Genomic DNA, 21,254 nt, shown 5'->3' on the forward strand with positions numbered 1-21,254 from the left:
GCCTGACGACTGCCATTCGCGGCAGGGCGCTCGTTCCCACTTGGGGACGAGCGCCCTGCCTGCTGTGACGAGGACTACGATCGCGGCTGTGTCCAGAGTTCTCGTCACCGGGGGTGCGGGATTCATCGGCAGCAATTTCGTCCACCACCTGCTGTCCACCTCCGAGCACAGCATCACGGTCCTTGACGCGTTGACCTATGCCGGCAACCGCGCCTCCCTGGACGGCCTGCCCGCCGAGCGTTTCGAGCTGGTGGAGGGAGACATCCGCGATGCTGCCTTGGTGGACGCCCTGGTGGCCGACTGCGAGCTCGTCGTGCACTTTGCCGCCGCGAGCCACAACGACAACTCACTGCAGGCCCCCTCGCCCTTCATCCAGACGAACCTGGTGGGCACCTTCACCCTGTTGGAGGCGGTGCGACGCCATGGCAGGCGCTTCCACCACGTCAGCACCGACGAGGTCTACGGAGATCTGGCCTTGGACGATCCGGCGCGCTTCACCGAGACCACCGCCTACAACCCTTCGAGCCCCTACAGCGCCTCGAAGGCCGGCTCCGACCTGCTGGTGCGCGCCTGGGTGCGCTCCTTCGGCATCGCCGCAACGCTCAGCAACTGCTCCAACAACTACGGCCCGCGCCAGCACGTCGAGAAGTTCATCCCGCGCCAGATCACCAATGTGATCTGTGGGATCCGCCCGAAGCTGTACGGCACGGGCGAGAACGTGCGCGACTGGATCCACGTCGACGACCACAACCGGGCCGTGGTGGACATCATCACCAAGGGGCGTAGCGGCCACACCTACCTGATCGGCGCCAACGGCGAACGCAGCAACAAGGCCGTCCTCGAGTCGATCCTGCGGCTGATGGGCGAGCCCGTCGACGCCTATGACCATGTGCGGGATCGCCCCGGCCATGACCGGCGCTATGCCATCGACAACTCCAAGCTGGTCTCCGAGCTGGGTTGGCGGCCCGAGCACCGGGACTTCGAGCAGGGCCTGGCGGCAACCATCGACTGGTACCGGCACAACCGGGACTGGTGGCTTCCGATGAAGCAGGCCACCGAGGCGCGCTATGCCAGCACGGGCCAGTGACGCCCGCGACCCCAACGCCTCATACCGTGGGTGCAGGCGACGCGGCACGGCGCCAGACTCTGGGATGTCGGCCACCTCCCCATGGGCAGGTAGGATCGTGTAGCCAGACGCGAATGCGACAACGACTGAAGGAGGGCAGATGGGACTGTTCGATCGCTTCGAGAACAAGATCGAGGGTGCCGTCAACGGGGTCTTCGCGCGTGCCTTCAAGGGCGACGTGCAGCCAGTCGAGATCGCCGCGCGTCTGCAGCGGGAGCTGGACGCCGAGGCCAAGCTGCTCAGCCGCGACAAGCGGCTGGTGCCCAATGAGTTCACCGTCCAGCTCAGCCAGCACGACTATGACCGTCTGGTTCCCTATTCCAAGACGCTGACCAGCGAGATCGTTCCCGAGCTGCGCGAACACGCCGCCGAACGTCACTACGTCTTCAACGGCCCCATCTCGATCGCCTACGAGATGGCCTCCCACCTGCCCACCGGACGCTTCACCGTCACCAGCGCCGCGGTCGCAGGCATCGAGCAGGCCGACGGCCCCGCCTCCACCACGATGATCCGGCGCTCCACCCTGGTGCTCGAGGTCAACGGCGTACGCCACCCGCTCACCGCTCCCGGCCTGTTGATCGGGCGCGGTTCCGAGGCCGACCTGAGGATCAACGACCCGGGCGTCTCGCGTCGTCATGCCCAGATCCACGTGCGCGGTACCGGCGACGACATCGAGATCAGCATCGAGGACCTGGGCTCCACCAACGGGATCATCGTCAACGGCACGAAGACCCACCAGGCCCAGTTGGACGACGGGTCGCGCATCGAGATCGGCTCCACCCGGATGCTGGTCCACTCTCCGGTGGGAGCCTGATTTGGCAGAATTCGTGGTCGCCGCCCTTCGCATTGCCTTCCTGGCACTGATCTGGGCCTTCATCCTGCTGGCCGCCGGCGTGATCCGCACCGACATCTTCGGGGAGCGGGTCGACGCCGAGGGCAACACCGTGCGTCGCGGCCGTCGCTTCCAGCGCCGCAAGCAGAAGGAGGAGACGCTCCCCCAGGCCCGCCAGCTGGTGGTGGTCGAGGGACGCTCCCGTGGCGCCGTCTACCCGCTCGAGGGCGTCATGCCGATCGGGCGTGCCGCCAGCGCCACCGTGCAGATCGACGATGACTTCTCCTCCTCGCGCCACGCCCGCCTGCGGCCGGCCGAGGACGGCGGCTGGGTGATCGAAGACCTCGACAGCACCAATGGCACCTACGTGAATGCCGTGCAGATCGTCCAGCCGACCCGGGTTGGCCCCGGCGACCTCATTCGCATCGGGCGCACCCAGCTCAGGCTGGAGAGCTGACCCATGGTCTTCTCCCTCGACTACCGCGCACATTCCGAGATCGGCCTGGTGCGCAAGAGCAACCAGGACTCGGCCTACGCCTCGCCACGCATGCTGGTGGTGGCCGACGGCATGGGCGGTGCTGCCGCGGGAGACCTTGCCTCCACCGTCGCGATCCGAGAGATCCTCAAGTCGGACTCCAGCCGTCCGCTGGACCAGACGCACGAGGTGCTCAGCGGCGCACTGAGCCGCGCCAACCACCTGCTGGCAGACCTGGTGCAGGCAGACCCGTCGCTGGACGGCATGGGCACCACCGTCACCGCGGCCCTGTTCACCGGCCAGGAGCTGGGGATGGTGCACATCGGCGACTCGCGCGCCTACCTGCTGCGCGGCGGGGTGCTGCATCGCCTCACCAGCGACCACTCCTGGGTGCAGTCGCTGGTGGACGAGGGAAAGATCAGCCTGGCGGAAGCGGCCGTCCACCCGCACCGTTCGCTGCTGCTGAAGGTGCTCAACGGCCAGCCCACGCACGAGCCAGACCTGGAGACGGTCGAGCTGCAGCTGGACGACCGGCTGCTGTTCTGCTCCGACGGCCTGTGCGGCTTCGTGCCGGATGCGACCATCCGGGAGATCCTGCAGCGCAACGAGGACCTCGACCAGGCCATGACCGAATTGGTGGCCGCCGCGCACCAGGGTGGCGGTGCCGACAACATCACCGTGCTGCTGGCCGACGTGCTCCCCCACGATGCGGCGCTGGATGCCCGCGAGTCGACGGTGGTGGGCGCGGCCCTCGACGAGAGTGTTCCCGACATCGAGGAACACACCCTGGTGGGTCTGGAGACCCCGATCCCCGCCGACGATCCCGAACCTGCCGCCAGCGACGAGCGCGTGCTGGAGAAGCCAGACCTGGCGGTGCTCGACGAGGTGGAATCGCAGCGCTATGCCCCCAAGGCGGCCCGACGCCGCCCCTTCCTGGCCGCCCTGGCCATCACTGCGGCCCTGGCCGTGCTGGCCAGTGCCGGACTGTGGGGTGCCTGGCGCTACAGCCGCACCCAGTACTTCGTGGGCGCCCAGGACCAGCAGGTGGCCGTCTTCCGGGGTGTTCCCGGCTCCGTCCTGGGGCTGGAGTTGAGCGAGGTAACCCAGACCTCCAAGATCCAGGTGGACGACCTGCCCACCTTCTACCAGCAGCAGGTGCGCACCACCATTCCGGTGGCCAACCTGGAGGCAGCCAACGAAACCGTCGGCCACCTGCAGAAGCGTGCCGACGCCTGCCGCGCGCAGCGCGCCGCCCGGGCGAAGGCCCAGGCCTCCCAGCCCACCCCTGCCGCGTCCGGCACCCCGACGCCCGGCTCCACCCCCGGCCCCACGGCACTGCTCTCGCCCACTCCGTCGTCGAGTGGGGCGGTGACCACGCCCTCCCCCGCCGCGACGAACCCTGCCGCGCCGGGTGACCTGATGGAGGACTGCCGATGAGCACGCAGAGCACCGCCCGCGGCCACGGTGACCGTTTCGTCTACCGACGCCGCCGCAATGTCGAGCTCTTCATGGACCTGTTCGCCCTGGCCCTGGGGCTGGGCGGGTGGTTGCTGGTGGAGCTCAACCTGTTCGGCAAGCTGCCCGAGAACCTGCCGATGCTGGCCGCCGGCTGGTTCGGCCTCGGGCTGGCCGCCCATGCGGTGGTGCGCTGGCGCCTGCCCTATGCCGACCCGCTGATCCTGCCCTGCGTGCTGTTGCTCAACGGTCTGGGGCTGGCGATGATCCACCGGATCGACCAGGTGCCGCTGCCAGAGAAGGAAGCCCTGCACCGCGCCGACACCCAGATGTTGTGGACGCTGCTCGGCGTGCTGTTGTTCGCGCTCGTCATCGCCCTGTTGCGCGACCATCGACGGCTGCAACGCTTCCCCTACCTGCTCTTCCTACTGGGTCTGGTGATGCTCCTGCTGCCCCTGGTTCCGGGGCTCGGCAGCAGCCAGGGCATGGGTGCCCAGATCTGGATCACGATCGGCCCCTACAGCTTCCAGCCCGCCGAGATCGCCAAGGTGGTGCTCGCCATCGCCTTTGCCGGCTATCTCACCGACCGCCGCGAGGTCTTGGCGCTGGCCGGTCGTCGGGTGCTGGGCATCGACTTCCCCCGCCTTCGCGACCTCGGCCCGATCATCATCATGTGGCTGGCCAGCCTGGCCATCCTGGTCTTCCAAAACGACCTGGGCAGCTCGATGCTCTTCTTCGGCCTGTTCGTGGTGATGCTCTACGTCGCGACGGAGAAGCCCGGCTGGGCGGTGCTCGGCGTGGGCCTGATCGGCGTGGGCGGCGTGCTCGCCTACCAGTTCGCCGGGCACGTGAGGGTGCGCTTCGAGTCGTGGCTGCGGCCCTTCGAGAACTACGACCAGAACACTCAGGTGATCAGCGCGCAGTTCGGCCTTGCCTGGGGCGGCCTCACCGGCCGCGGCTGGGGCATGGGCCGTCCCGCCCTGACCACCTTCTCCTACAGCGACATGATCGCCACCTCCTTGGGCGAGGAGCTCGGCATCGTCGGGCTGATGGGCATCATCCTCATCTACGGCATCATCGTCGCCCGCGGCCTGCGCGCCGCGCTCGCCTCGCACGAGGCCTTCGGCAAGCTGCTGGCCTGCGGTCTGGCCTTCACCTTCGCCCTGCAGGTCTTCGCCATCATCGGCGGCGCCACCCGGCTGTTGCCGCTGACCGGTCTGACGACGCCCTTCATGAGCCAAGGCGGCTCGGCAATGATCTCCAACTGGGTGATCGTCGCCATCCTGCTGGTGGTCAGCAACCAGGCCCGGCGCCCCAGCCCCACCACGATGCCCAGCACCGACGCCCGCTTCGACAACGAGGACACCCTGCAGATCCCGGTGGTGCGCACCGACGGTTCCCGACGAGGTGAGGCATGAGCAGCATGAACCATCCCATCAGGCGCGTGGCCCTGGTGGCCGCCCTGATGTTCTTCGCCCTGCTGGCCAATCTGAGCTACACGGCCGTGGTCCGCGACTCCACCCTGGATGCCGACCCCCGCAACCGCCGCACCCGCGACGCCGAGTTCGCCATGCAGCGCGGCGCCATCCTGGTGGGCAACACCCCCATCGCGCAGACCCAGCCCAGCGACGGCCGTTTCAAGTTCAAGCGCACCTACGCCAACGGCCCGCTGTGGGCCCCGGTCACCGGCTACTACTCCTACGACTACGCCCACGCCGGGCTCGAGGCCAGCTACAACACCCAGCTCTCGGGCACCGACGACAGCCAGTTCTTCGGCCGGGTGCTCGACACCATCACCGGCGACCAGCCGGTGGGGGCCAACCTGCAGACCACGCTGGATGCCAGGGCCCAGAAGGCCGCCAGCGACGCCTTGGGCAACCGCACCGGCGCCGTGGTCGCCATCGACTACCGCAGCGGTGCGGTGAAGGCGATGGTCAGCAAGCCCAGCTATGACCCGAACGCGCTGGCCAGCACCGACCTGTCCCAGGCACGCAAGGCGTGGCAGCAGCTGAGCACCGACCAATCGCGGCCGATGTCCAATCGCGGCACCAAGGAGGTCTACCCGCCCGGGTCCACCTTCAAGCTGGTCACCGCTGCCGCGGCTCTGGAGGACGGCATGGAGCCCACCAGCACCGTCGAGTCACCGGTGGCCCTCAAGCTGCCCCAGACCAACACCCGGCTCACCAATGAGGTGAACTGCGGCGGCTCCACCAGCACCATCGACAAGGCGCTGCAGGTCTCCTGCAACACCGCCTTCGCCAACCTGGGCATGAGCCTGGGCGCCGAGAAGCTGCGCGAGCAGTCCCAGAAGTTCGGCTTCGACAGCGCGCTGGAGGGTGACCTGTCCCCGGCCGTGAGCCGCTTCCCCGAATCCCCGGACACCCCGCAGACCGCCATGAGCGCGATCGGCCAGTTCGACGTCGCCGCCACCCCCGTGCAGATGGCCGTGGTGGCCGGCGCCATCGCCAACGACGGCCAGGTGATGCAGCCCTACTTGGTGCAGGACGTGCGCAATCCGGACCTGTCGAAGCTGGGTTCCAATGACGGCAAGAAGCTGGAACGTGCGATGGCGCCCCGCAATGCGCAGGCGCTGCAGCAGATGATGGTCAACGTGGTGGAGCAGGGCACCGGCACCCGCGCCGCCGTGCCCGGCACCGTGGTGGGCGGCAAGACCGGCACCGCCCAGTCCGATCCCAACCGTCCGCCCTATGCCTGGTTCGTCGGCTTCTCCCAGGATCCAGACCTGGCGATCGCCGTGTTCATCGAGGACGCCCAGGTGCAGCGCAGCGAGATCGCCGGCGGCCGGCTCGGCGGCCCCATCTTCCGGGCAGTGGTGGAGGCGATGAAGTGATCCTCCAACGGCCTGCCCATCCCGTGGTGGAAGTCTCATCCACCTGCCAGACCCATCAGCCACAATGGACGAGGGTCCAGTTTGGGTCTGCACAGGTTGCAGCCCGACCGAAAGGAACGTCGCGATGACCCAGGAGCATGCGGTGCTTGGAGACCGCTACAAGCTCGACCAGGTGATCGGTCGAGGTGGCATGGCGGAGGTCTGGCGAGCCCGTGACCTGCGGCTGGGCCGCGACGTCGCAGTGAAGCGACTGCGCGTGGACCTGGCCACCGATCCCACCTTCCAGGCACGCTTCCGTCGTGAGGCGCAGTCGGCGGCCGGCCTGAACCACCCCAACATCGTCTCCACCTACGACACCGGCGAGGAGCCCGATCCGCAGTCCGGGATCGCCGTGCCGTGGATCGTGATGGAGCTGGTGGAGGGCCACACCCTGCGCGACCTGCTGCGCTCGGATCGTCGCATCCTGCCCGAGAAGGCGCTGCAGTGGACCCAGGGGGTGCTCGACGCGCTCGGCCACAGCCACCGCGCGGGCATCATCCACCGCGACATCAAGCCCGCCAACGTGATGCTGACCCCCAGCGGCCAGGTCAAGGTGATGGACTTCGGCATCGCCCGCGCCGTCGCGGACACCTCGGCGACGATGACCCAGACCGCCGCCGTCATCGGTACGGCCCAGTACCTCTCGCCCGAACAGGCGCGCGGCGAGACGGTCGATTCCCGTAGCGACATCTACTCCGCCGGCTGCCTGCTCTACGAGCTGCTGGTGGGCCGGCCGCCCTTCGTCGGCGACTCCCCGGTCAGCGTGGCCTACCAGCACGTGCGCGAGACCCCGGTGCCCCCCAGCGAGCTGGACCCGGAGCTCACGCCCGCCATGGATGCGGTGGTGCTCAAGGCGCTGTCCAAGGATCCGGCGCAGCGTTACCAGAGCGGCAAGGAGATGCGCGACGACATCGCCCGGTTGCTGGCCGGCCAGTCGGTCAGCGCCCCGCTGCCCTCCGCTCCCGTGGCGCCCGTCGCGGCGATGGGCCCAGCCACCGAACCGACCGCCGTGGTGCCTGCCTCCGCGGCGACGCCGGCCGCCCCGGCGTCGGCGGCCTCGGCCGCTTCCGCCGCCTCGGCCAACACCGGCACGCAGGACGAGGTGGTCGTCGAGGCGGTGGAGGAACCCCGCAAGCGGTCTGCGATCAGCTGGATCATCGGGCTGCTGCTGGCCGCGCTGCTGCTGGTGGGTGGCATCTCCGCCTACTTCTTCCTCAAGCCCTCGAGCGCCCCAGAGCTCGTCGCCGTGCCCACCGTGGTGGGGCAGAACGAGAATGCGGCCACCGCAGAGTTGGAGACGGCCGGTTTCAGCGTCGCCTCCGAACACTTCAACGGCCCCGCCACCACCGAGAACCAGGTGACCGAGCAGGACCCCACCGGCGGTCAGGACGCCCGCAAGGGCAGCACGGTGACCATCAAGGTCAACGACGGACCACAGAAGGTGAAGATCCCCGAGCTGGCCGGTCTCAGCGAGGACAAGGCGCGCGAGGTGCTGCTGGGTGCGGGCTTCAAGCCCAACAACATCCAGTTCGCCGACGCCAAGGCCGAGGACGAGGCCAAGGCCAGCGGACTGGAGAAGGGCCAGGTGGTCACCTCCAACCCGGCCAGCGGCGCCGAGGTCTCGGCCGCGTCGCAGAAGATCACCGTCTACCTGGCCACGGGGCGGCTGCAGGTGCCCAATCTGGTGGGGATGCAGCTCGAGCAGGCGCGTGACGCCGCCCAGGCCGCCGGCTTCGGGCTGAGCGTCAGCGAACGGGACAGCGATGCCGCGTCTGCCGGCCAGGTGCTGGAGCAGAACCCGGTGGCCGGTGGAAGCCTGGCCAAGGACCGGGAGATCGCCGTCGTGGTGGGCCGTCACCAGCCCACCTCCCAGGCCCCGACCCCCACCGAGGAGCCGTCCTCGGTGGAGCCGAGCCCCACGCCGACGCAGAGCACTCCTCCGCCGCCGATGGGTGAGGTGACTCCAATGCCTACGGACACCGAGACGACGCAGCAGCCCGATCCGGGGCAGTCCCAGGAACCGGAACCCACCGAGGAACCGACTCAGGAGCCGACCACGCAGGAACCGACTCAGGAGCCGACCACGCAGGAACCGACCCAGGAACCGACCACGCAGGAACCGACGCAGCCCGCGGCGCCGGGAACCCCCTGACCGTAGGGCACTGACCGTAGGGGCTCTTGGCCACCGGCCAGCGCCGTCGGAAGGCCCTCGTACTGGCTGCGCTCAGCCAGCCATCACGGGGGCCAGCCCCACTGCCCGGGCCGGAGCCTCGAGGTCACCGCACTCCGCCAGCCACTGCGCCAGCATCTGGTGCCCCTGCTGGGTCAGCACGCTCTCGGGATGGAACTGCACGCTCTCGGTGGGGTGCTCGCGGTGCCGCACGCCCATGATGGTGCCGTCCTCGGTGCGGGCGGTCACCGTCAGGCAGTCGGGCAGCGTCTCCGGCACGATCGCCAGCGAATGGTAGCGAGTGCAGGTCAGCGGATTCGGCAGGGTCGCGAAGACCCCCTCCCCGTCGTGGAAGACGGGGCTGGTGCGTCCGTGGAAGAGCTCGGGAGCGCGGTCCACCACACCGCCGAAGGCCACCGCCATCGACTGCAGCCCCAGGCACACCCCGAAGAGCGGCAGGCGGCCACTGAGTCGTCGCACCAGCTCGATGCACACCCCCGCATCCTGCGGCCGTCCCGGCCCGGGCGAGAGCAGCACCCCGTCGAAGCCCTCCACCCATGACTCGTCCAGCTCGCCGACCGGGGTCAGGAGCCGCTGGTCGTCATTGCGCCAGATCTCCACCTGCGCGTCCACCTGCGCCAGGTACTGCACGATGTTGTAGACGAAGGAGTCGTAGTTGTCGATGACGAGGATCCGGGCCATGGGCGTCATTGTCACGCATCTGGGCCACCGTGGCGCACCGTCGCCACCAGCCGGAAGGCTGCACGCTCAGCGATCGACGCTTGCGGCCTCCAGGTCGAGCGAGCCCCGATAGCCCGGCATGGTGACGCTGGCCAGCCTGTCCTGCTTCCAACCCAGCCGGTAGGCCTCCACATACTGCTTGTAGACCGCCACCTCGCGACTGGCGGCCAGCGCCGCCTCGAGTCGCTGCGGGTCGCCGATGGCGGTGATCACATAGGGCGGGGCGTAGGGAACACCGTGCAGCACCACGGTGTTGCCGACGCACTTGATGCCGGTCAACGAGGTGACGCGTTGGCCCTGGATCGTCATGGCCTCGGCCCCGCCGGCCCACAGCACGTTGACCACCATCTGGATGTCCTGTTGGTGCACCACCAACAGGTCCTCGTCCACGCCCGCCGGTTTCACGCTCAATGGCGCGTCGGTCAGCTGCACGCTGACCGCCGGGCCCTTCACGGGGGTCAGGCCGGCTTCGCGTTGGGCGGCCTCCAACGCGGCATGGTCCTGTTTCTGGCCGGTCTGGTCACTGAGCTGGTCCACCTGGGCGCGCAGTTGCGCCACGTCCTTGGCTGCCTGCACGTTCTGCCGGCTGCGGCTGCGCACCAGGTCCACCAGGTCGTCGTTGCGGTCGGGCCGCAGGTCCGTGCCCCGGCTGGTGGTGGCGCTGGTGGCCATCATCAACCCGGCGACCATCACCACCACGAGGGAGGCGAAGCGCGCGCCGCGCCTGGTCGGCCGGTTGGCTCGACGCAGCCTGGCTTGCCGCAAGCGCGTCACGATGCGCGTCAGCAGTGGGGACTGTCGATCCACGCTCTCTCCTCCCAGCCGCGGATGGTCTCGGCTAGGGGGTGCCACCGGGCGTCAACTAGGCTACCCGCAGTGGATCGGCACGCCCGTCGATCACAGCACCACAGGAGTAGGTCTTGCCAGAGTCCAAGGTTCGCAAGCACAGCGCCGACAAGAAGAAGGCGCAGCACAAGCAGGAACTCGCCTCCCAGCGACGCTCCAACGACCGGCTCAAGGGCACCAGCGCTGCGTGGGTGCCGTGGGCCTTCGTCATTGTCGGCCTGCTGGGTGTGGCGTGGCTGGTCACCTTCTACGTGGCCGGGCAGCTGATTCCCGGCATGCGTGAGCTGGGCAACTGGAACATCCTGATTGGCATGGGTCTGATGGCGGCTGCCTTCGGCATCGCCACCATGTGGAAGTAGTTCCACCCCGAGACGCCGTGGACGTGGTTCCACCCCGAAACAGCTGAGTGGGTCTGCACCGACGACGGTGCAGACCCACTCAGTTCGCTGTCTTGGCCGGCTCAGCCCTGGGGCTTCAGCAGCGGGAACAGGATGGTCTCGCGGATGCCCGCGTCGGTGAACAGCATCACCAGACGATCGATGCCCAGACCCAGCCCACCCATCGGCGGGCAGCCGAACTCCAGGGCGTTGAGGAAATCCTCGTCCAGCTGCATCGCCTCGGGATCACCCGCGGCCGCGGCCAGCGACTGCTGGGTGAGCACCTCGCGCTGCACCACGGGGTCGATCATCTCGCTGAAGCCCGTGCCGCGCTCCATGCCACCGATGATGAGGTCCCAGGCCTCCACCAGACCGGGCTCGCTGCGGTGCGGCCGGGCCAGCGGCTGGGCAATGGCCGGGTAGTCGCACACGAAGGTCGGGTTGATCAGTGTCGGCTCGACGACCTCGCCGAAGAGCTCCATGGCCAGCTTTCCGGCGCTCCACTTGGGATCGTGGTCGATCTCGCGCTCCTCCAGCAGCTCGATGAGCCGCTCGGCGGGAGTCTCGATGGTGATGGTCTCCCCCATCGCCTCGGACAGGCCCGGGTAGAAGCTGAGCCACTTCCACTCGCCGTCCAGGTCGATGGTGCCCTCGGGAGTCTCGATCTGGTGGATGCCGGTGGCCTCGGCGGCCGCCAGGATGATGTCCTTGATCACCTCGGCGATGGTGAACTGGTCTCCCCAGCTCATGTAGGCCTCGAGCATGGTGAACTCCGCCGAGTGCGACGAGTCGATGCCCTCGTTGCGGAAGATGCGGCCCATCTCGTACACGCGGTCGGCGCCGCCCACCATGGCGCGCTTGAGGAAGAGCTCCAGCGCGATGCGCAGCGTCATGTCGATGTCGAAGGCGTTGAGGTGGGTGTTGAAGGGGCGCGCCGCGGCGCCGCCGTGCACCAGCTGCAGCGTGGGGGTCTCCACCTCCAGGAAGCCCTGCTCGTCGAGCACCCGCCGGATGGCCTGGTAGATGGCGGCGCGGGTGCGCACCATGTCCCGCGCCTCCTGGCGCACGACGAGGTCGGCGTAGCGCTGGCGAACCCGCGCCTCCTCGCTGAGTTCCTTGTGCAGGGTGGGCAGCGGACGCAGTGCCTTGGAGGCCATCCGCCACTCGTGCGCCATCACGGAAAGCTCACCGCGCCGCGAGCGCTCCACGTGGCCACGGACCCAGACGAAGTCACCAAGGTCGACGTCGGCCTTCCAGGCGGCCAGGGCCTCCTCGCCCACATTGGCCAGGCTCAGCATGACCTGCAGCCGCTCGCCGGAGTTCTCGTGGGTGAAGCCGTCCTGCAGGGTGACGAAGGCCAGCTTGCCGGTGTTGCGGACGAAGACCACGCGGCCACCGACGGTGACCTCGGTCTCGTCCTTGTCCTCGGGATTGGGCAGCTTCTCGTCCCAACCAGCGCGGATCTCGGCCAGCGTGTGGCTGCGTCGCAGGTCGGCCGGGTAGGCCTCGCCACCGGCGGCAAGGATGCGTTCGCGCTTGTCGCGTCGCACCTGCATCTGCTCGGAGACGGAAGGCCCCTCGGTGGCGGTGGCGGAATTGTCAGTGTTCTGGCTCACCGTGCCAGCCTATCGCGAGGCATCGACGGTTCTGCCCCGCGCGTAACCCCTGCCAGCAGGCCTCGCCGATGCCTAGCGTTGGTGTTCCGGGAGCACTTCCCGGAAGGCCAGGCACACCACCAGCCAGGAGGAGACATGAACCAGAACCGCTACGCCCCGGACGCCGACCAGGACCCCGGCAAGGAGAACCTGGTGCAGGCCCCCACCAATCCCTACCGCGACGACGCCGAGGCTCCCGGCCCGGTCGACGCCGTCGGCAAGCCCGAACTGGACGACAGCCAGTCCGATCGGGTGCGCGAGGCCGAGGTCGCCAAGGACGCCCGTGAGGCGGTCGGCACCGACCGCACCGCCAGCTACGGCATTGAGCAGGCCGAGAGCGCCCCGAGCGACGAGGCCAATCCCGAATTCCTCTGAGCCTGAGGCCAGCCCAGATCAGTACACCTGGAGCTCGACTCAATCCACCTGAAGCTCGACGAGGATCCCCTCGTCGGTGAGCTGCCAGCTCACCTGAGACAGGTCACGCACCCGCGCGTCGGCCACCAGTTGGTCGGGCGGGGCGCTGGTGAGCACCGCCAGCGTCGCCATGCCCGCGGCACGTGCCGCATCAAGCCCGGCCGCGGCGTCCTCCACGACGAGGCAACGCTGTGGGGAGACGCCCAACTGGCGTGCCGCCGAAAGAAAGATGTCCGGCGCCGGCTTGCCCCGCTCCACGTCGCTGGCAGTGACCAGCACCCGTGGTTCGGGCAGGCCAGCGGCCGCGAGCCGGGCGCGCGCCACGGCATGGGAACCGCTGGTGCCGATGGCCACGCGATCGGCGGGCAGTGTCTCCATCGCCTCGGCCGCACCGGGATGCGCTGCGATGGAATCGGTGGTCGAGACCTCCAGCTCCTCGATCCGCTGCAGACCCTGCGCCACCTGCTCTTCGGGCAGGCACAGCCGGATGATGTCCTCGCTGGTCCAGCCGTGGAAGCTGCGTGAGGTGTCCGGCTCCACCGAGTGCTCGGCCATCCAGCGCCCCCAGGCCTCACCAAGCGCCCGCGCCGAGTCGATCAGCGTCTGGTCCAGGTCGAAGATGACGGCGTCGAAGATCCGCCCCTGCAGTGCATTGGCTGCCATGCTTCCATCCTGACACGCCCCTGCGGCGCCATCGCCGGCCGCCTCAGCCCACCGGTCGCAGCATTGCCCAAGTGGCGAAACCGTGGTGCTCCACCCGGCGCACCACGACGAATCCCTTGCGACGGTAGATCTCCACATTGCGGGGCAGGTTGGTCTCCAGATAGACCGGCAGGCCGTCCTCGTCGGCGCGCTTCAGCCCTCGTTCCAACAGTTCGGCAGCCACGCCCCTGCCCTGATGGGTGGGCTGCACCGCCAACATGGCCAGGTAGCGGTGCGGTTCGGTGATCACCTGCTTGTGCAGTTCGTCCAGCTCGCGCTGCAAGGACAGCAGGCGCAGGCTGCCCCGCAGCCCGCTCAGCGCAGCGATCCGGCCGGCCTCGGGTGACAGCAGCCCACGCAGGGAGGTCGTCGTGCCGCCCCCGTCGCTCCACAGGGCGGTGCCCACCGCGTGACCGTCCCGCTCGGCCAGGTCGATCCAGCCGTCCTTGACGCAGTCTCGCGCCACGAGGTCGAAGATCAGCGGCAGGAGCGCCATCCGCCGTGCCACCTGCGGTATGGCCTGGACGAACATCGGGTCGTCGGGAAAGGCCGTGGAGCAGATGCGGACTGCCTGCCCGCGGACGTCGTCGCCAGGAACCTCGTGCATGGTGTGAGTCTGCTGGATGCGACGGGTCTCCGGCCAGCCGCGCCGTCATTTCGAGGTGCGGGCATCTCAGTGTGCAGGCATTTCGACGTGCGGGGTCATCCGCGCACGCATTGCCCACCAGGGCACGCGATGCAGCACGTGCACCGGTCTCGTCGACGTGCGGGGTTGACCGCGCACGTCGAAATCGCGAGTGAGCGCTCACTCACTACACTGGACGGGTGCCGCCCAGAGCCCCAGCCCTTCCCCCCGACGAGCGTCGCGCCGCCATCATCGCGGCCGCCCGCCCCCTGCTGCTGCAGTACGCCGACCGAGTGACGACGCGACAGGTCGCCGAGGCCGCCGGCATCGCCGAGGGCACCATCTTCCGGGCCTTCGAGAACAAGGACCACCTTGTCCAGGCCGTCGTGGAGTCACTGATGGACCCGGCCGAGACCTGCCGCGCCCTCGACGGCATCAGCCGCACCCTCCCGCTGGAGGAACGCTGCCGCCTGGCACTGGCCCAACTGCAGGAGCACGTCGAGCAGCTCTCCACCGTCCTCACCGCCCTGGTGCAGGCCACGAACGGACACCGGGAACCCGGCCGGATGCACGAGTGCCACCAGGAGGGTTCCCGGATGCTCGTCGCAGCCCTCGCCCGGGTGCTGGAGCCCGACGCGGACCAGCTGCGCTGCACCCCGACGGAGGCCGCTTCGATGCTGCGCTCCCTGGCCTTCGCCACCGGTCATCCCCACGTTGGCGAAGCGGTGCTCACCGATCCGGAGCGACTCACCTCCTTGTTGCTGTACGGCATCACCCAGCGCCCCTGACCGCGTCTCCCACACCCCCACCCGCTTCCATCCCGGCACGTGAGGAATCCAGTGCTCGTCAAACTCATCAACCGCCACATCCGCCCCTACTGGGGGCTGCTGGCCATGGTCCTCCTGCTGCAGCTGGTGGCGACCATCGCGTCGCTCTACCTGCCCAACCTGAATGCCCGGATCATCGACCAGGGCGTGGCCAGGGGAGACACCTCCTACATCTGGAGCCACGGCCTGTGGATGCTGGGCGTGGCGCTGGTGCAGGTGCTCGCTCAGATCGCCGCAGTCTGGTTCGGCGCCCGCGCCGCCATGCAGTTCGGCCGCGACGTCCGCGACGCCATCTTCCACCGCGTGCTCGCCTTCAGCTCGCGCGAGCTGAACCACTTCGGCGCCCCGTCGCTGATCACCCGCACCACCAATGACGTGCAACAGGTGCAGCAACTGGTGCTGATGACCTGCGTGATGATGGTCAGCGCACCGATCACCATGGTGGGCGGCGTGGTGATGGCGGTGCGTGAGGATCCCGGCATGAGCTGGCTGATCGCCATCGCGGTCGCGGCCCTGGCCACGGGCGTCTCACTGCTGATCTGGCGCGTCACGCCGCTGTTCGGCATCCAGCAGACCCGCATCGACACCCTCAACCGGGTGCTGCGCGAGCAGATCACCGGCATCCGTGTGGTCCGCGCCTTCGTCCGCGAACCGCACGAGGCCGCCCGCTTCGAGCGCGCCAATGCGGATCTGACCACCACCGCCACCACCCTGGGGCGCTACATGTCGACGATGTTCCCCTTCGTCGGGCTGGTGATGAACCTGGGATCGGTGGCCGTCATGTGGTTCGGCGGGCACCGGATCATGGAGGGCCACATCCAGGTGGGGCAGCTCACCGCCTTCCTCACCTATCTGATGCAGATCCTGATGAGCGTGATGATGGCCACGATGATGCTGGTCTTCGCGCCCCGCGCCGCGGTGTGCGCCCGTCGCATCATGGAGGTGCTGCAGACCAAGTCCACCGTCGTGCCGCCCGCCGACGGCGTCACCGAGCTGACCGGCCGGGGCGTGCTGGAGATGCGCGACGTCGAGTTCACCTACCCCGGTGCCGAGGCCCCCGTGCTGTACGACATCAACTTCTCGCTGGCGCCCAACCAGACCACCGCCATCATCGGCTCCACCGGTTCGGGCAAGTCCACGCTGGTGAACCTGGTGCCGCGGCTCTTCGACGCCACGGGTGGCCAGGTGCTGGTGGACGGCACTGACGTGCGCCAGATCGACCCGGACACCCTGTGGGCGCGGATCGGCCTGGTGCCCCAGAAGCCGTACCTGTTCAGCGGCACCGTCGCGAGCAACCTGCGCTACGGCAAGCCGGATGCCACCGACGAGCAGCTGTGGGCGGCCCTGGAGACCGCCCAGGCGGCCGACTTCGTGCGCCAGATGGACGGCGGCCTGGAGGCCGAGATCAGTCAGGGCGGGGCGAATGTCTCCGGCGGCCAGCGACAGCGGCTCTCGATCGCCCGTGCGCTGGTGAAGAAGCCCTCCATCTACGTCTTCGACGATTCCTTCAGCGCGCTCGACGTGGCCACCGATGCCCGGCTGCGAGCCGCCCTCAAGCACGAGACCACCGGCGCGGCCGTGCTCGTCGTGGCCCAGCGCGTCTCCACCATCCGTGCGGCGCACCAGATCCTGGTGCTGGAGGACGGTCGAATCGTCGGCCGCGGCACCCACGACGAACTGCTGGCCAGTTGCCCCACCTACGCCGAGATCGTCGATTCCCAGCTGAGCGCCGAGGAGGCAGCGTGAGCACCGACCGCAATGACGTGACCTCGACAAGCTCGGCCACCGAAAAGCCCCACGCCTCGACAAGCCCGGCCACCGAAAGGCCACACGCCTCGACAAGCTCGGCCACCGAAAAGCCACACACCTCGACAAGCCCGGCCGACGGAAAAGTGGCCCCCGAGCCAACCCACACCCCGGTCCCCGAGCCTGTCGAGGGGATGAACGCCGACCAGGCGGCGGCCGCCGCGGTGCATGCGCAGACGGCCCCGGAGCGCCCCAAGCACGGCGGTGGGCCACGCGGGCACGGCCCGATGGGCATGGGCGCCACGGTCGAGAAGCCGATGAACTTCACCAGTTCGCTGCGGCGCCTGCTGGGCCACCTGCGCCCCGAGCGTGCCCTGATCGGGCTCACCATCGGTCTGGCCGCCGTCGGCGTGCTGGCCAACGTGGTGGGGCCCAAGATCCTGGGCCGTGCCACCGACGTGATCTTCGCGGGCGTCCTCGGCACCCAGCTGGGCGCCAGGGTGCCGGCAGGCACCCCCACCGACGTGGTCGTGGAGCAGATGCGACGGGCCGGGCGAGCAGACATGGCCGACATGGTGCAGACCATGGGCGTGGTGGTCGGGCAGGGCATCGACTACGGCCGACTCGGCCGCATCCTGCTGCTGGCGCTGGTGCTCTACGTCGGCGCCGCCCTGCTGGGCTTCCTGCAGGGCTGGCTGCTCAACGGCGTGGTGCAGCGTTCGGTCTACCGGATGCGTCAGGAGGTAAGTGCCAAGCTCGATCGTTTGCCGCTGAGCTACTTCGACAAGCAGCCCCGCGGCGAGCTGCTCAGCCGTGTCACCAATGACATCGACAACATCTCGCAGACCCTGCAGCAGACCCTCTCCCAGCTGCTCAACGCCCTGCTGACACTCATCGGTGTGCTGGCGATGATGTTCTGGGTGAGCTGGCAGCTGGCCCTGGTGACCCTGCTGATCATCCCGATCTCGGGCGTGTTGGCCGGTTTCATCGGCAAGCGCTCCCAGAAGCTCTTCGCACAGATGTGGAAGTCGACCGGCGAGCTGAACGGCCACATCGAGGAGGCCTACTCCGGCCATGCGCTGGTCAAGACCTTCGGCCGACAGAAGGAGGTGGAGCAGGTCTTCGCCCAGCACAACGACGGACTCTTCCGCAGCGCCTTCGGTGCCCAGTTCATCAGCGGCATCATCATGCCGGTGATGTTCTTCGTCGGGAACCTCAACTACGTCGCCATCGCCGTGCTGGGCGGCCTGAAGGTGGCCTCCGGTTCAATGCGCCTGGGCGACGTGACGGCATTCATCCAGTACTCACGCATGTTCACCCAGCCGGTCACGCAGGTGGCCAGCATGAGCAACCTGTTGCAGTCGGGCGTCGCCTCGGCCGAACGGGTCTTCCAGGTGCTGGACGCCCCGGAGCAGTCCGCGGAGGCAACCGGCGCCCTGCCGAGCCCCATCCGCGGCCGGGTGGTCTTCGACGACGTGAGCTTCCGTTACCTGCCCGAGCGGCCGCTGATCGACCACCTCGACCTGGTCGCCGAGCCGGGCCAGACGGTGGCGATCGTCGGGCCCACCGGGGCAGGCAAGACGACCCTGGTGAACCTGCTGATGCGTTTCTACGAATTGCAGGGTGGCCGGATCACGCTGGACGGCGTCGACATCGCCACCGTGTCGCGACGCGAGCTGCGTGACCGGATGGGCATGGTGCTGCAGGACACCTGGCTCTTCGGCGGCACCATCCGCGAGAACATCGCCTACGGCCGCCCGGGCGCCACCGAGGAGGAGATCGTCGCCGCCGCAACGGCCGCCTATGTGGATCGCTTCGTGCACTCGCTGCCCGATGGCTATGACACGGTGATCGACGAGGAGGGCTCCAACGTCTCGGCCGGCGAGAAACAGCTGATCACCATTGCGCGCGCCTTCCTCAGCGATCCGTCGATGCTGATCCTCGACGAGGCCACCAGCTCGGTGGACACCCGCACCGAGGTCTTGGTGCAACAGGCGATGACGGCGCTGCGCAGTGACCGCACCAGCTTCGTGATCGCGCACCGGTTGAGCACCATTCGCGACGCCGACCTGATCCTGGTGATGGAGGACGGCGCGATCGTCGAGCAGGGCACCCACCAGGAGCTGCTGGAGGCCAGGGGGCGCTACCACGCCCTCTACGAGGCCCAGTTCGCCGCGCCCCTGGAGGACGACGCGGCCTGAGCCGGAAGAGACGCTCGGGTTCCCGTGATCCGCTCGTGCTGCAGCACGAGCGGATCGCAGGAACCCGAGCGTCTTTCCGGTGTACCGGACTCAGCGGCGGTGGCAGGTCGTCCAGGAGGGGGCCTGCTTGCCGCTGAGCACCTTGTAGGCACGCTTGAAGTCGTTGCAGCGCTCGACATCCTCACGGGAATCGGCGGCGTAGCCGACGTAGCGGCTGATCCTGCCCATGTCGAAGTTGTCTGCGGCGGCATTGCTCTGCGGACGGGCCTTGGTCCAGTACCAGGTGGCGATCCGGGCCGAGTTCTTGGGAGCGGAGGCCGCACCGGGGTTGCCGTGCAGGTTCACGCCCAGCCCCTTGCCCGCGGCCTGGTAGTTCCAGGCGCCGGTCAGCTGGATGTAGCCACGGCCACGGTAGCGGGCGTGATTGCCCACCTCGCCGGCGGCCGGGTCCATGCGGCTCTCGTTGACCAGGGTGGCCAGGAAGGCGGCCTGGCGCTGCGGGGTGTCGATGTGGCTGGCCCGCATCTGGCGGTTCAGTTCACCCAGGTTGGCGGCCACACGCGGGTTCTTGGAGACGCGGGGGCCGAACATGGTGTTGAGCTGGGCCAGGGTCACGTCGGCCGGCGCGGCTTCGGCGCGCGGGGCGGACGGGACGGTCATGGCGGCGGCGATGGTGAGGCCGGCCAGCGCCGGGGCCAGCGGACGGATCACGGAACGAAGTGGGGTGGTCACAGCGGCGTCTCTCTGGGGTGGGGGCGGGGGACGTGGGATATTCATCACGTGCAGGCCGACCCCAGACCGGGTGACGCCCTCGCACATTTCGCTTGGTATCAAGGAAAACAACCTTTACATGAGGAATCCCTGAGAACAAAACTCAGCTTTCTCAGCACCGGGAGGGAGCCATGACGATCCACACCCAGCACCCCTTCGCCAACCCTCACCGCGAGGCCGCCCGGCAGCTGCGCGGACGGATGGGTGGCCGCGTCACGCTGATCACCGCCGGCGAGGGTCGCCAGCGCGCCGGTTGGACCGTCAGCGCCGCACTGTTCGTCGACGGCGACCCCTGGCGCGTCCTGGCCCTGGTGGATCCCGACAGCAGACTGGCCGAGCGCGTCGAGGAGACCGGACGAGCGGTCATCCAGCTGTTGGATGCCCAGCATCGTTACCTGGCCGATGCCTTCGCCGGCCTGGCACCAGCCCCCGGCGGGCCGTTCACGCTGGCGCTGTGGCAGCAGACCCCGTGCGGCCCGCGCCTGGCCGACGCTGCGAACTGGGCACTGCTGCACCTGGAGGATGCCAGCGACCTAGGCTGGTCCCGCCAGTTGGTCTTCACCATCGACGAAGCAGCCGCCGGCACCGACGACGCCCCACTGCACCACGTGAGGGGGCGTTACACGACCCCCGAAGAACAGCCCTGACTCCCACCGGCACCGCGAAAGCGCGAAGGCCACTCCCGGCGCGAAGAAAAAGGGAAAGCCAACTTGGATCGAGTGAATTAATTCACACCTAGGATCCCGGAATCCACGTCATTGAATTCGAAATAGGATCGCAGAACAGCCACGGAAACAATCGCAATCAAGAATGCAAGGGAAATCCACCCCACGTCAGGGCGCACTTCTTCCATCCGGTCGAAACTCCGCTTTCCCTTGCAGGCAAAGAAAACGACGCCCTCAGGCGTCGTTTTTCGCTGCCAGCACAATGCGGCATGCCACCCAGTGAGATGGGGTGCACCCCAAGATGCATGACCACCCCGGGGCTTGCCGCCTCAGGACCGTTGGGCCATGGCACGCACCGCGGCGCGCTGTTGCTCGTCAAGGCTTGCGACGAAACGCTCGAGCACCTCGTCGCCCGCCTCCCCCGCCTGCGTGAAGGACTCCACCATGGCCTTGACCACCAGATCCGAGCGGCTGAGCGACGCCCGGTAGAGCCAGGCCCGCCCGTCGCGCTCACGGCTCACGACGCCCTTCTTGGCGAGCCGGTCCAGGACCGTCATGACCGTCGTGTAGGCAAGGCTCTTCTGGTTCAGCAAACTCTCATGAACCTGCCGCACGGAGACCGGATTCTCTTGCTGCCAAAGGTTCTCCATGATGCGCTCTTCGAGCTCGCCCAGAATCGCCATGCGCACATGGTATCTGCCAGACGGCACAGGAATGGATACCCACGACCTTTGGT

The 21,254-nt window shown here is 68.4% G+C and carries 20 protein-coding genes; 13 read left to right on the top strand and 7 right to left on the bottom strand.

The annotated features are described in order from the left end of the window. Positions 1-88: 88 nt before the first annotated feature. The 7 genes from rfbB (at position 89) to pknB (ending at position 8,930) form a co-directional block, all read left to right on the top strand. Positions 89-1,087 (top strand): dTDP-glucose 4,6-dehydratase, encoded by a 999-nt coding sequence (gene rfbB / locus ACOAMO_RS02955; RefSeq protein ID WP_420176111.1) that lies wholly within the window; start codon positions 89-91, stop codon positions 1,085-1,087. Positions 1,088-1,226: 139 nt separating this feature from the next. Continuing rightward, positions 1,227-1,940, top strand: a complete 714-nt coding sequence (locus tag ACOAMO_RS02960) for an FhaA domain-containing protein (protein WP_420176112.1) — start codon at positions 1,227-1,229, stop codon at positions 1,938-1,940. 1 nt (position 1,941) lies between these two features. After that, positions 1,942-2,415 (top strand): FHA domain-containing protein FhaB/FipA, encoded by a 474-nt coding sequence (locus ACOAMO_RS02965; RefSeq protein ID WP_420176113.1) that lies wholly within the window; start codon positions 1,942-1,944, stop codon positions 2,413-2,415. Positions 2,416-2,418: 3 nt separating this feature from the next. Next, on the top strand, positions 2,419-3,870 hold the full coding sequence (locus ACOAMO_RS02970; RefSeq protein WP_420176114.1) for a protein phosphatase 2C domain-containing protein: 1,452 nt from the start codon (positions 2,419-2,421) through the stop codon (positions 3,868-3,870). Beyond that, positions 3,867-5,306, top strand: coding sequence for an FtsW/RodA/SpoVE family cell cycle protein (locus ACOAMO_RS02975; RefSeq protein ID WP_420176115.1), 1,440 nt, complete (start codon positions 3,867-3,869; stop codon positions 5,304-5,306). The genes ACOAMO_RS02970 and ACOAMO_RS02975 overlap by 4 nt, the downstream gene beginning before the upstream one ends. Positions 5,307-5,311: 5 nt before the next feature. After that, positions 5,312-6,739 (top strand): peptidoglycan D,D-transpeptidase FtsI family protein, encoded by a 1,428-nt coding sequence (locus tag ACOAMO_RS02980; protein WP_420176953.1) that lies wholly within the window; start codon positions 5,312-5,314, stop codon positions 6,737-6,739. Positions 6,740-6,863: 124 nt separating this feature from the next. Further along, positions 6,864-8,930 (top strand): Stk1 family PASTA domain-containing Ser/Thr kinase, encoded by a 2,067-nt coding sequence (gene pknB / locus ACOAMO_RS02985; RefSeq protein ID WP_420176116.1) that lies wholly within the window; start codon positions 6,864-6,866, stop codon positions 8,928-8,930. Between the two features lie 72 nt (positions 8,931-9,002). Here the strand turns inward: pknB and ACOAMO_RS02990 are convergent, their stop codons facing one another. After that, a complete protein-coding gene (locus ACOAMO_RS02990; protein ID WP_420176117.1) occupies positions 9,003-9,650 on the bottom strand; it encodes an aminodeoxychorismate/anthranilate synthase component II in 648 nt (215 codons plus the stop codon). A 66-nt stretch (positions 9,651-9,716) separates the two neighbouring features. Beyond that, positions 9,717-10,496 (bottom strand): DUF881 domain-containing protein, encoded by a 780-nt coding sequence (locus tag ACOAMO_RS02995; protein ID WP_420176118.1) that lies wholly within the window; start codon positions 10,494-10,496, stop codon positions 9,717-9,719. A 113-nt stretch (positions 10,497-10,609) separates the two neighbouring features. Between ACOAMO_RS02995 and ACOAMO_RS03000 the strand changes: the two genes are divergently transcribed. Beyond that, entirely contained in the window at positions 10,610-10,894 is a 285-nt protein-coding gene (locus tag ACOAMO_RS03000) for a cell division protein CrgA (RefSeq protein WP_420176119.1), read from the top strand. A gap of 101 nt (positions 10,895-10,995) precedes the next feature. Here the strand turns inward: ACOAMO_RS03000 and lysS are convergent, their stop codons facing one another. Next, positions 10,996-12,468 carry a lysine--tRNA ligase gene (lysS, locus tag ACOAMO_RS03005; RefSeq protein WP_420176954.1) on the bottom strand — a complete coding sequence of 491 codons (1,473 nt, stop codon included), beginning with the start codon at positions 12,466-12,468 and terminating at the stop codon, positions 10,996-10,998. A 195-nt stretch (positions 12,469-12,663) separates the two neighbouring features. Here lysS and ACOAMO_RS03010 point away from each other — a divergent pair, with 195 nt between their 5' ends. Beyond that, positions 12,664-12,942, top strand: a complete 279-nt coding sequence (locus ACOAMO_RS03010) for a hypothetical protein (protein ID WP_420176120.1) — start codon at positions 12,664-12,666, stop codon at positions 12,940-12,942. Between the two features lie 39 nt (positions 12,943-12,981). Here ACOAMO_RS03010 and ACOAMO_RS03015 read toward each other — a convergent pair whose 3' ends face one another. Together ACOAMO_RS03015 and ACOAMO_RS03020 are read right to left on the bottom strand one after the other, a co-directional pair. Next, positions 12,982-13,644 carry an HAD-IA family hydrolase gene (locus ACOAMO_RS03015; protein ID WP_420176121.1) on the bottom strand — a complete coding sequence of 221 codons (663 nt, stop codon included), beginning with the start codon at positions 13,642-13,644 and terminating at the stop codon, positions 12,982-12,984. Between the two features lie 43 nt (positions 13,645-13,687). After that, the gene (locus tag ACOAMO_RS03020) at positions 13,688-14,290 is read right to left on the bottom strand and encodes a GNAT family N-acetyltransferase (protein WP_420176122.1); all 603 of its coding nucleotides are present in this window, start codon (positions 14,288-14,290) and stop codon (positions 13,688-13,690) included. 218 nt (positions 14,291-14,508) lie between these two features. Between ACOAMO_RS03020 and ACOAMO_RS03025 the strand changes: the two genes are divergently transcribed. The 3 genes from ACOAMO_RS03025 (at position 14,509) to ACOAMO_RS03035 (ending at position 19,082) form a co-directional block, all read left to right on the top strand. Continuing rightward, a complete protein-coding gene (locus ACOAMO_RS03025) occupies positions 14,509-15,096 on the top strand; it encodes a TetR/AcrR family transcriptional regulator (RefSeq protein WP_420176123.1) in 588 nt (195 codons plus the stop codon). A 51-nt stretch (positions 15,097-15,147) separates the two neighbouring features. Beyond that, positions 15,148-16,881 (top strand): ABC transporter ATP-binding protein, encoded by a 1,734-nt coding sequence (locus tag ACOAMO_RS03030; protein ID WP_420176124.1) that lies wholly within the window; start codon positions 15,148-15,150, stop codon positions 16,879-16,881. A gap of 194 nt (positions 16,882-17,075) precedes the next feature. Next, a complete protein-coding gene (locus ACOAMO_RS03035) occupies positions 17,076-19,082 on the top strand; it encodes an ABC transporter ATP-binding protein (RefSeq protein ID WP_420176955.1) in 2,007 nt (668 codons plus the stop codon). A gap of 90 nt (positions 19,083-19,172) precedes the next feature. Here ACOAMO_RS03035 and ACOAMO_RS03040 read toward each other — a convergent pair whose 3' ends face one another. Then, entirely contained in the window at positions 19,173-19,814 is a 642-nt protein-coding gene (locus ACOAMO_RS03040) for a glycoside hydrolase family 19 protein (protein ID WP_420176125.1), read from the bottom strand. Between the two features lie 170 nt (positions 19,815-19,984). Between ACOAMO_RS03040 and ACOAMO_RS03045 the strand changes: the two genes are divergently transcribed. Beyond that, positions 19,985-20,500 (top strand): flavin reductase family protein, encoded by a 516-nt coding sequence (locus tag ACOAMO_RS03045; RefSeq protein ID WP_420176126.1) that lies wholly within the window; start codon positions 19,985-19,987, stop codon positions 20,498-20,500. 347 nt (positions 20,501-20,847) lie between these two features. Here ACOAMO_RS03045 and ACOAMO_RS03050 read toward each other — a convergent pair whose 3' ends face one another. Next, positions 20,848-21,201: a BlaI/MecI/CopY family transcriptional regulator gene (locus tag ACOAMO_RS03050; RefSeq protein ID WP_420176127.1), complete on the bottom strand. Its 354-nt coding sequence runs from the start codon at positions 21,199-21,201 to the stop codon at positions 20,848-20,850. Positions 21,202-21,254: the final 53 nt, after the last annotated feature.

Source organism: Luteococcus struthionis (assembly GCF_048595755.1).
Lineage (GTDB): Bacteria > Actinomycetota > Actinomycetes > Propionibacteriales > Propionibacteriaceae > Luteococcus.

What these genes read in the sequence shown, in the direction of transcription:
- ACOAMO_RS02960 (WP_420176112.1), top strand. Translation starts at nt 1,227, where the DNA reads ATGGGACTGTTCGATCGCTTCGAGAACAAGATCGAGGGTGCCGTCAAC.
- ACOAMO_RS02970 (WP_420176114.1), top strand. Translation starts at nt 2,419, where the DNA reads ATGGTCTTCTCCCTCGACTACCGCGCACATTCCGAGATCGGCCTGGTG.
- ACOAMO_RS02975 (WP_420176115.1), top strand. Translation starts at nt 3,867, where the DNA reads ATGAGCACGCAGAGCACCGCCCGCGGCCACGGTGACCGTTTCGTCTAC.
- ACOAMO_RS02980 (WP_420176953.1), top strand. Translation starts at nt 5,312, where the DNA reads ATGAACCATCCCATCAGGCGCGTGGCCCTGGTGGCCGCCCTGATGTTC.
- pknB (WP_420176116.1), top strand. Translation starts at nt 6,864, where the DNA reads ATGACCCAGGAGCATGCGGTGCTTGGAGACCGCTACAAGCTCGACCAG.
- ACOAMO_RS02990 (WP_420176117.1), bottom strand. Translation starts at nt 9,650, where the DNA reads ATGGCCCGGATCCTCGTCATCGACAACTACGACTCCTTCGTCTACAAC.
- lysS (WP_420176954.1), bottom strand. Translation starts at nt 12,468, where the DNA reads ATGCAGGTGCGACGCGACAAGCGCGAACGCATCCTTGCCGCCGGTGGC.
- ACOAMO_RS03010 (WP_420176120.1), top strand. Translation starts at nt 12,664, where the DNA reads ATGAACCAGAACCGCTACGCCCCGGACGCCGACCAGGACCCCGGCAAG.
- ACOAMO_RS03015 (WP_420176121.1), bottom strand. Translation starts at nt 13,644, where the DNA reads ATGGCAGCCAATGCACTGCAGGGGCGGATCTTCGACGCCGTCATCTTC.
- ACOAMO_RS03020 (WP_420176122.1), bottom strand. Translation starts at nt 14,290, where the DNA reads ATGCACGAGGTTCCTGGCGACGACGTCCGCGGGCAGGCAGTCCGCATC.
- ACOAMO_RS03035 (WP_420176955.1), top strand. Translation starts at nt 17,076, where the DNA reads ATGAACGCCGACCAGGCGGCGGCCGCCGCGGTGCATGCGCAGACGGCC.
- ACOAMO_RS03045 (WP_420176126.1), top strand. Translation starts at nt 19,985, where the DNA reads ATGACGATCCACACCCAGCACCCCTTCGCCAACCCTCACCGCGAGGCC.
- ACOAMO_RS03050 (WP_420176127.1), bottom strand. Translation starts at nt 21,201, where the DNA reads ATGGCGATTCTGGGCGAGCTCGAAGAGCGCATCATGGAGAACCTTTGG.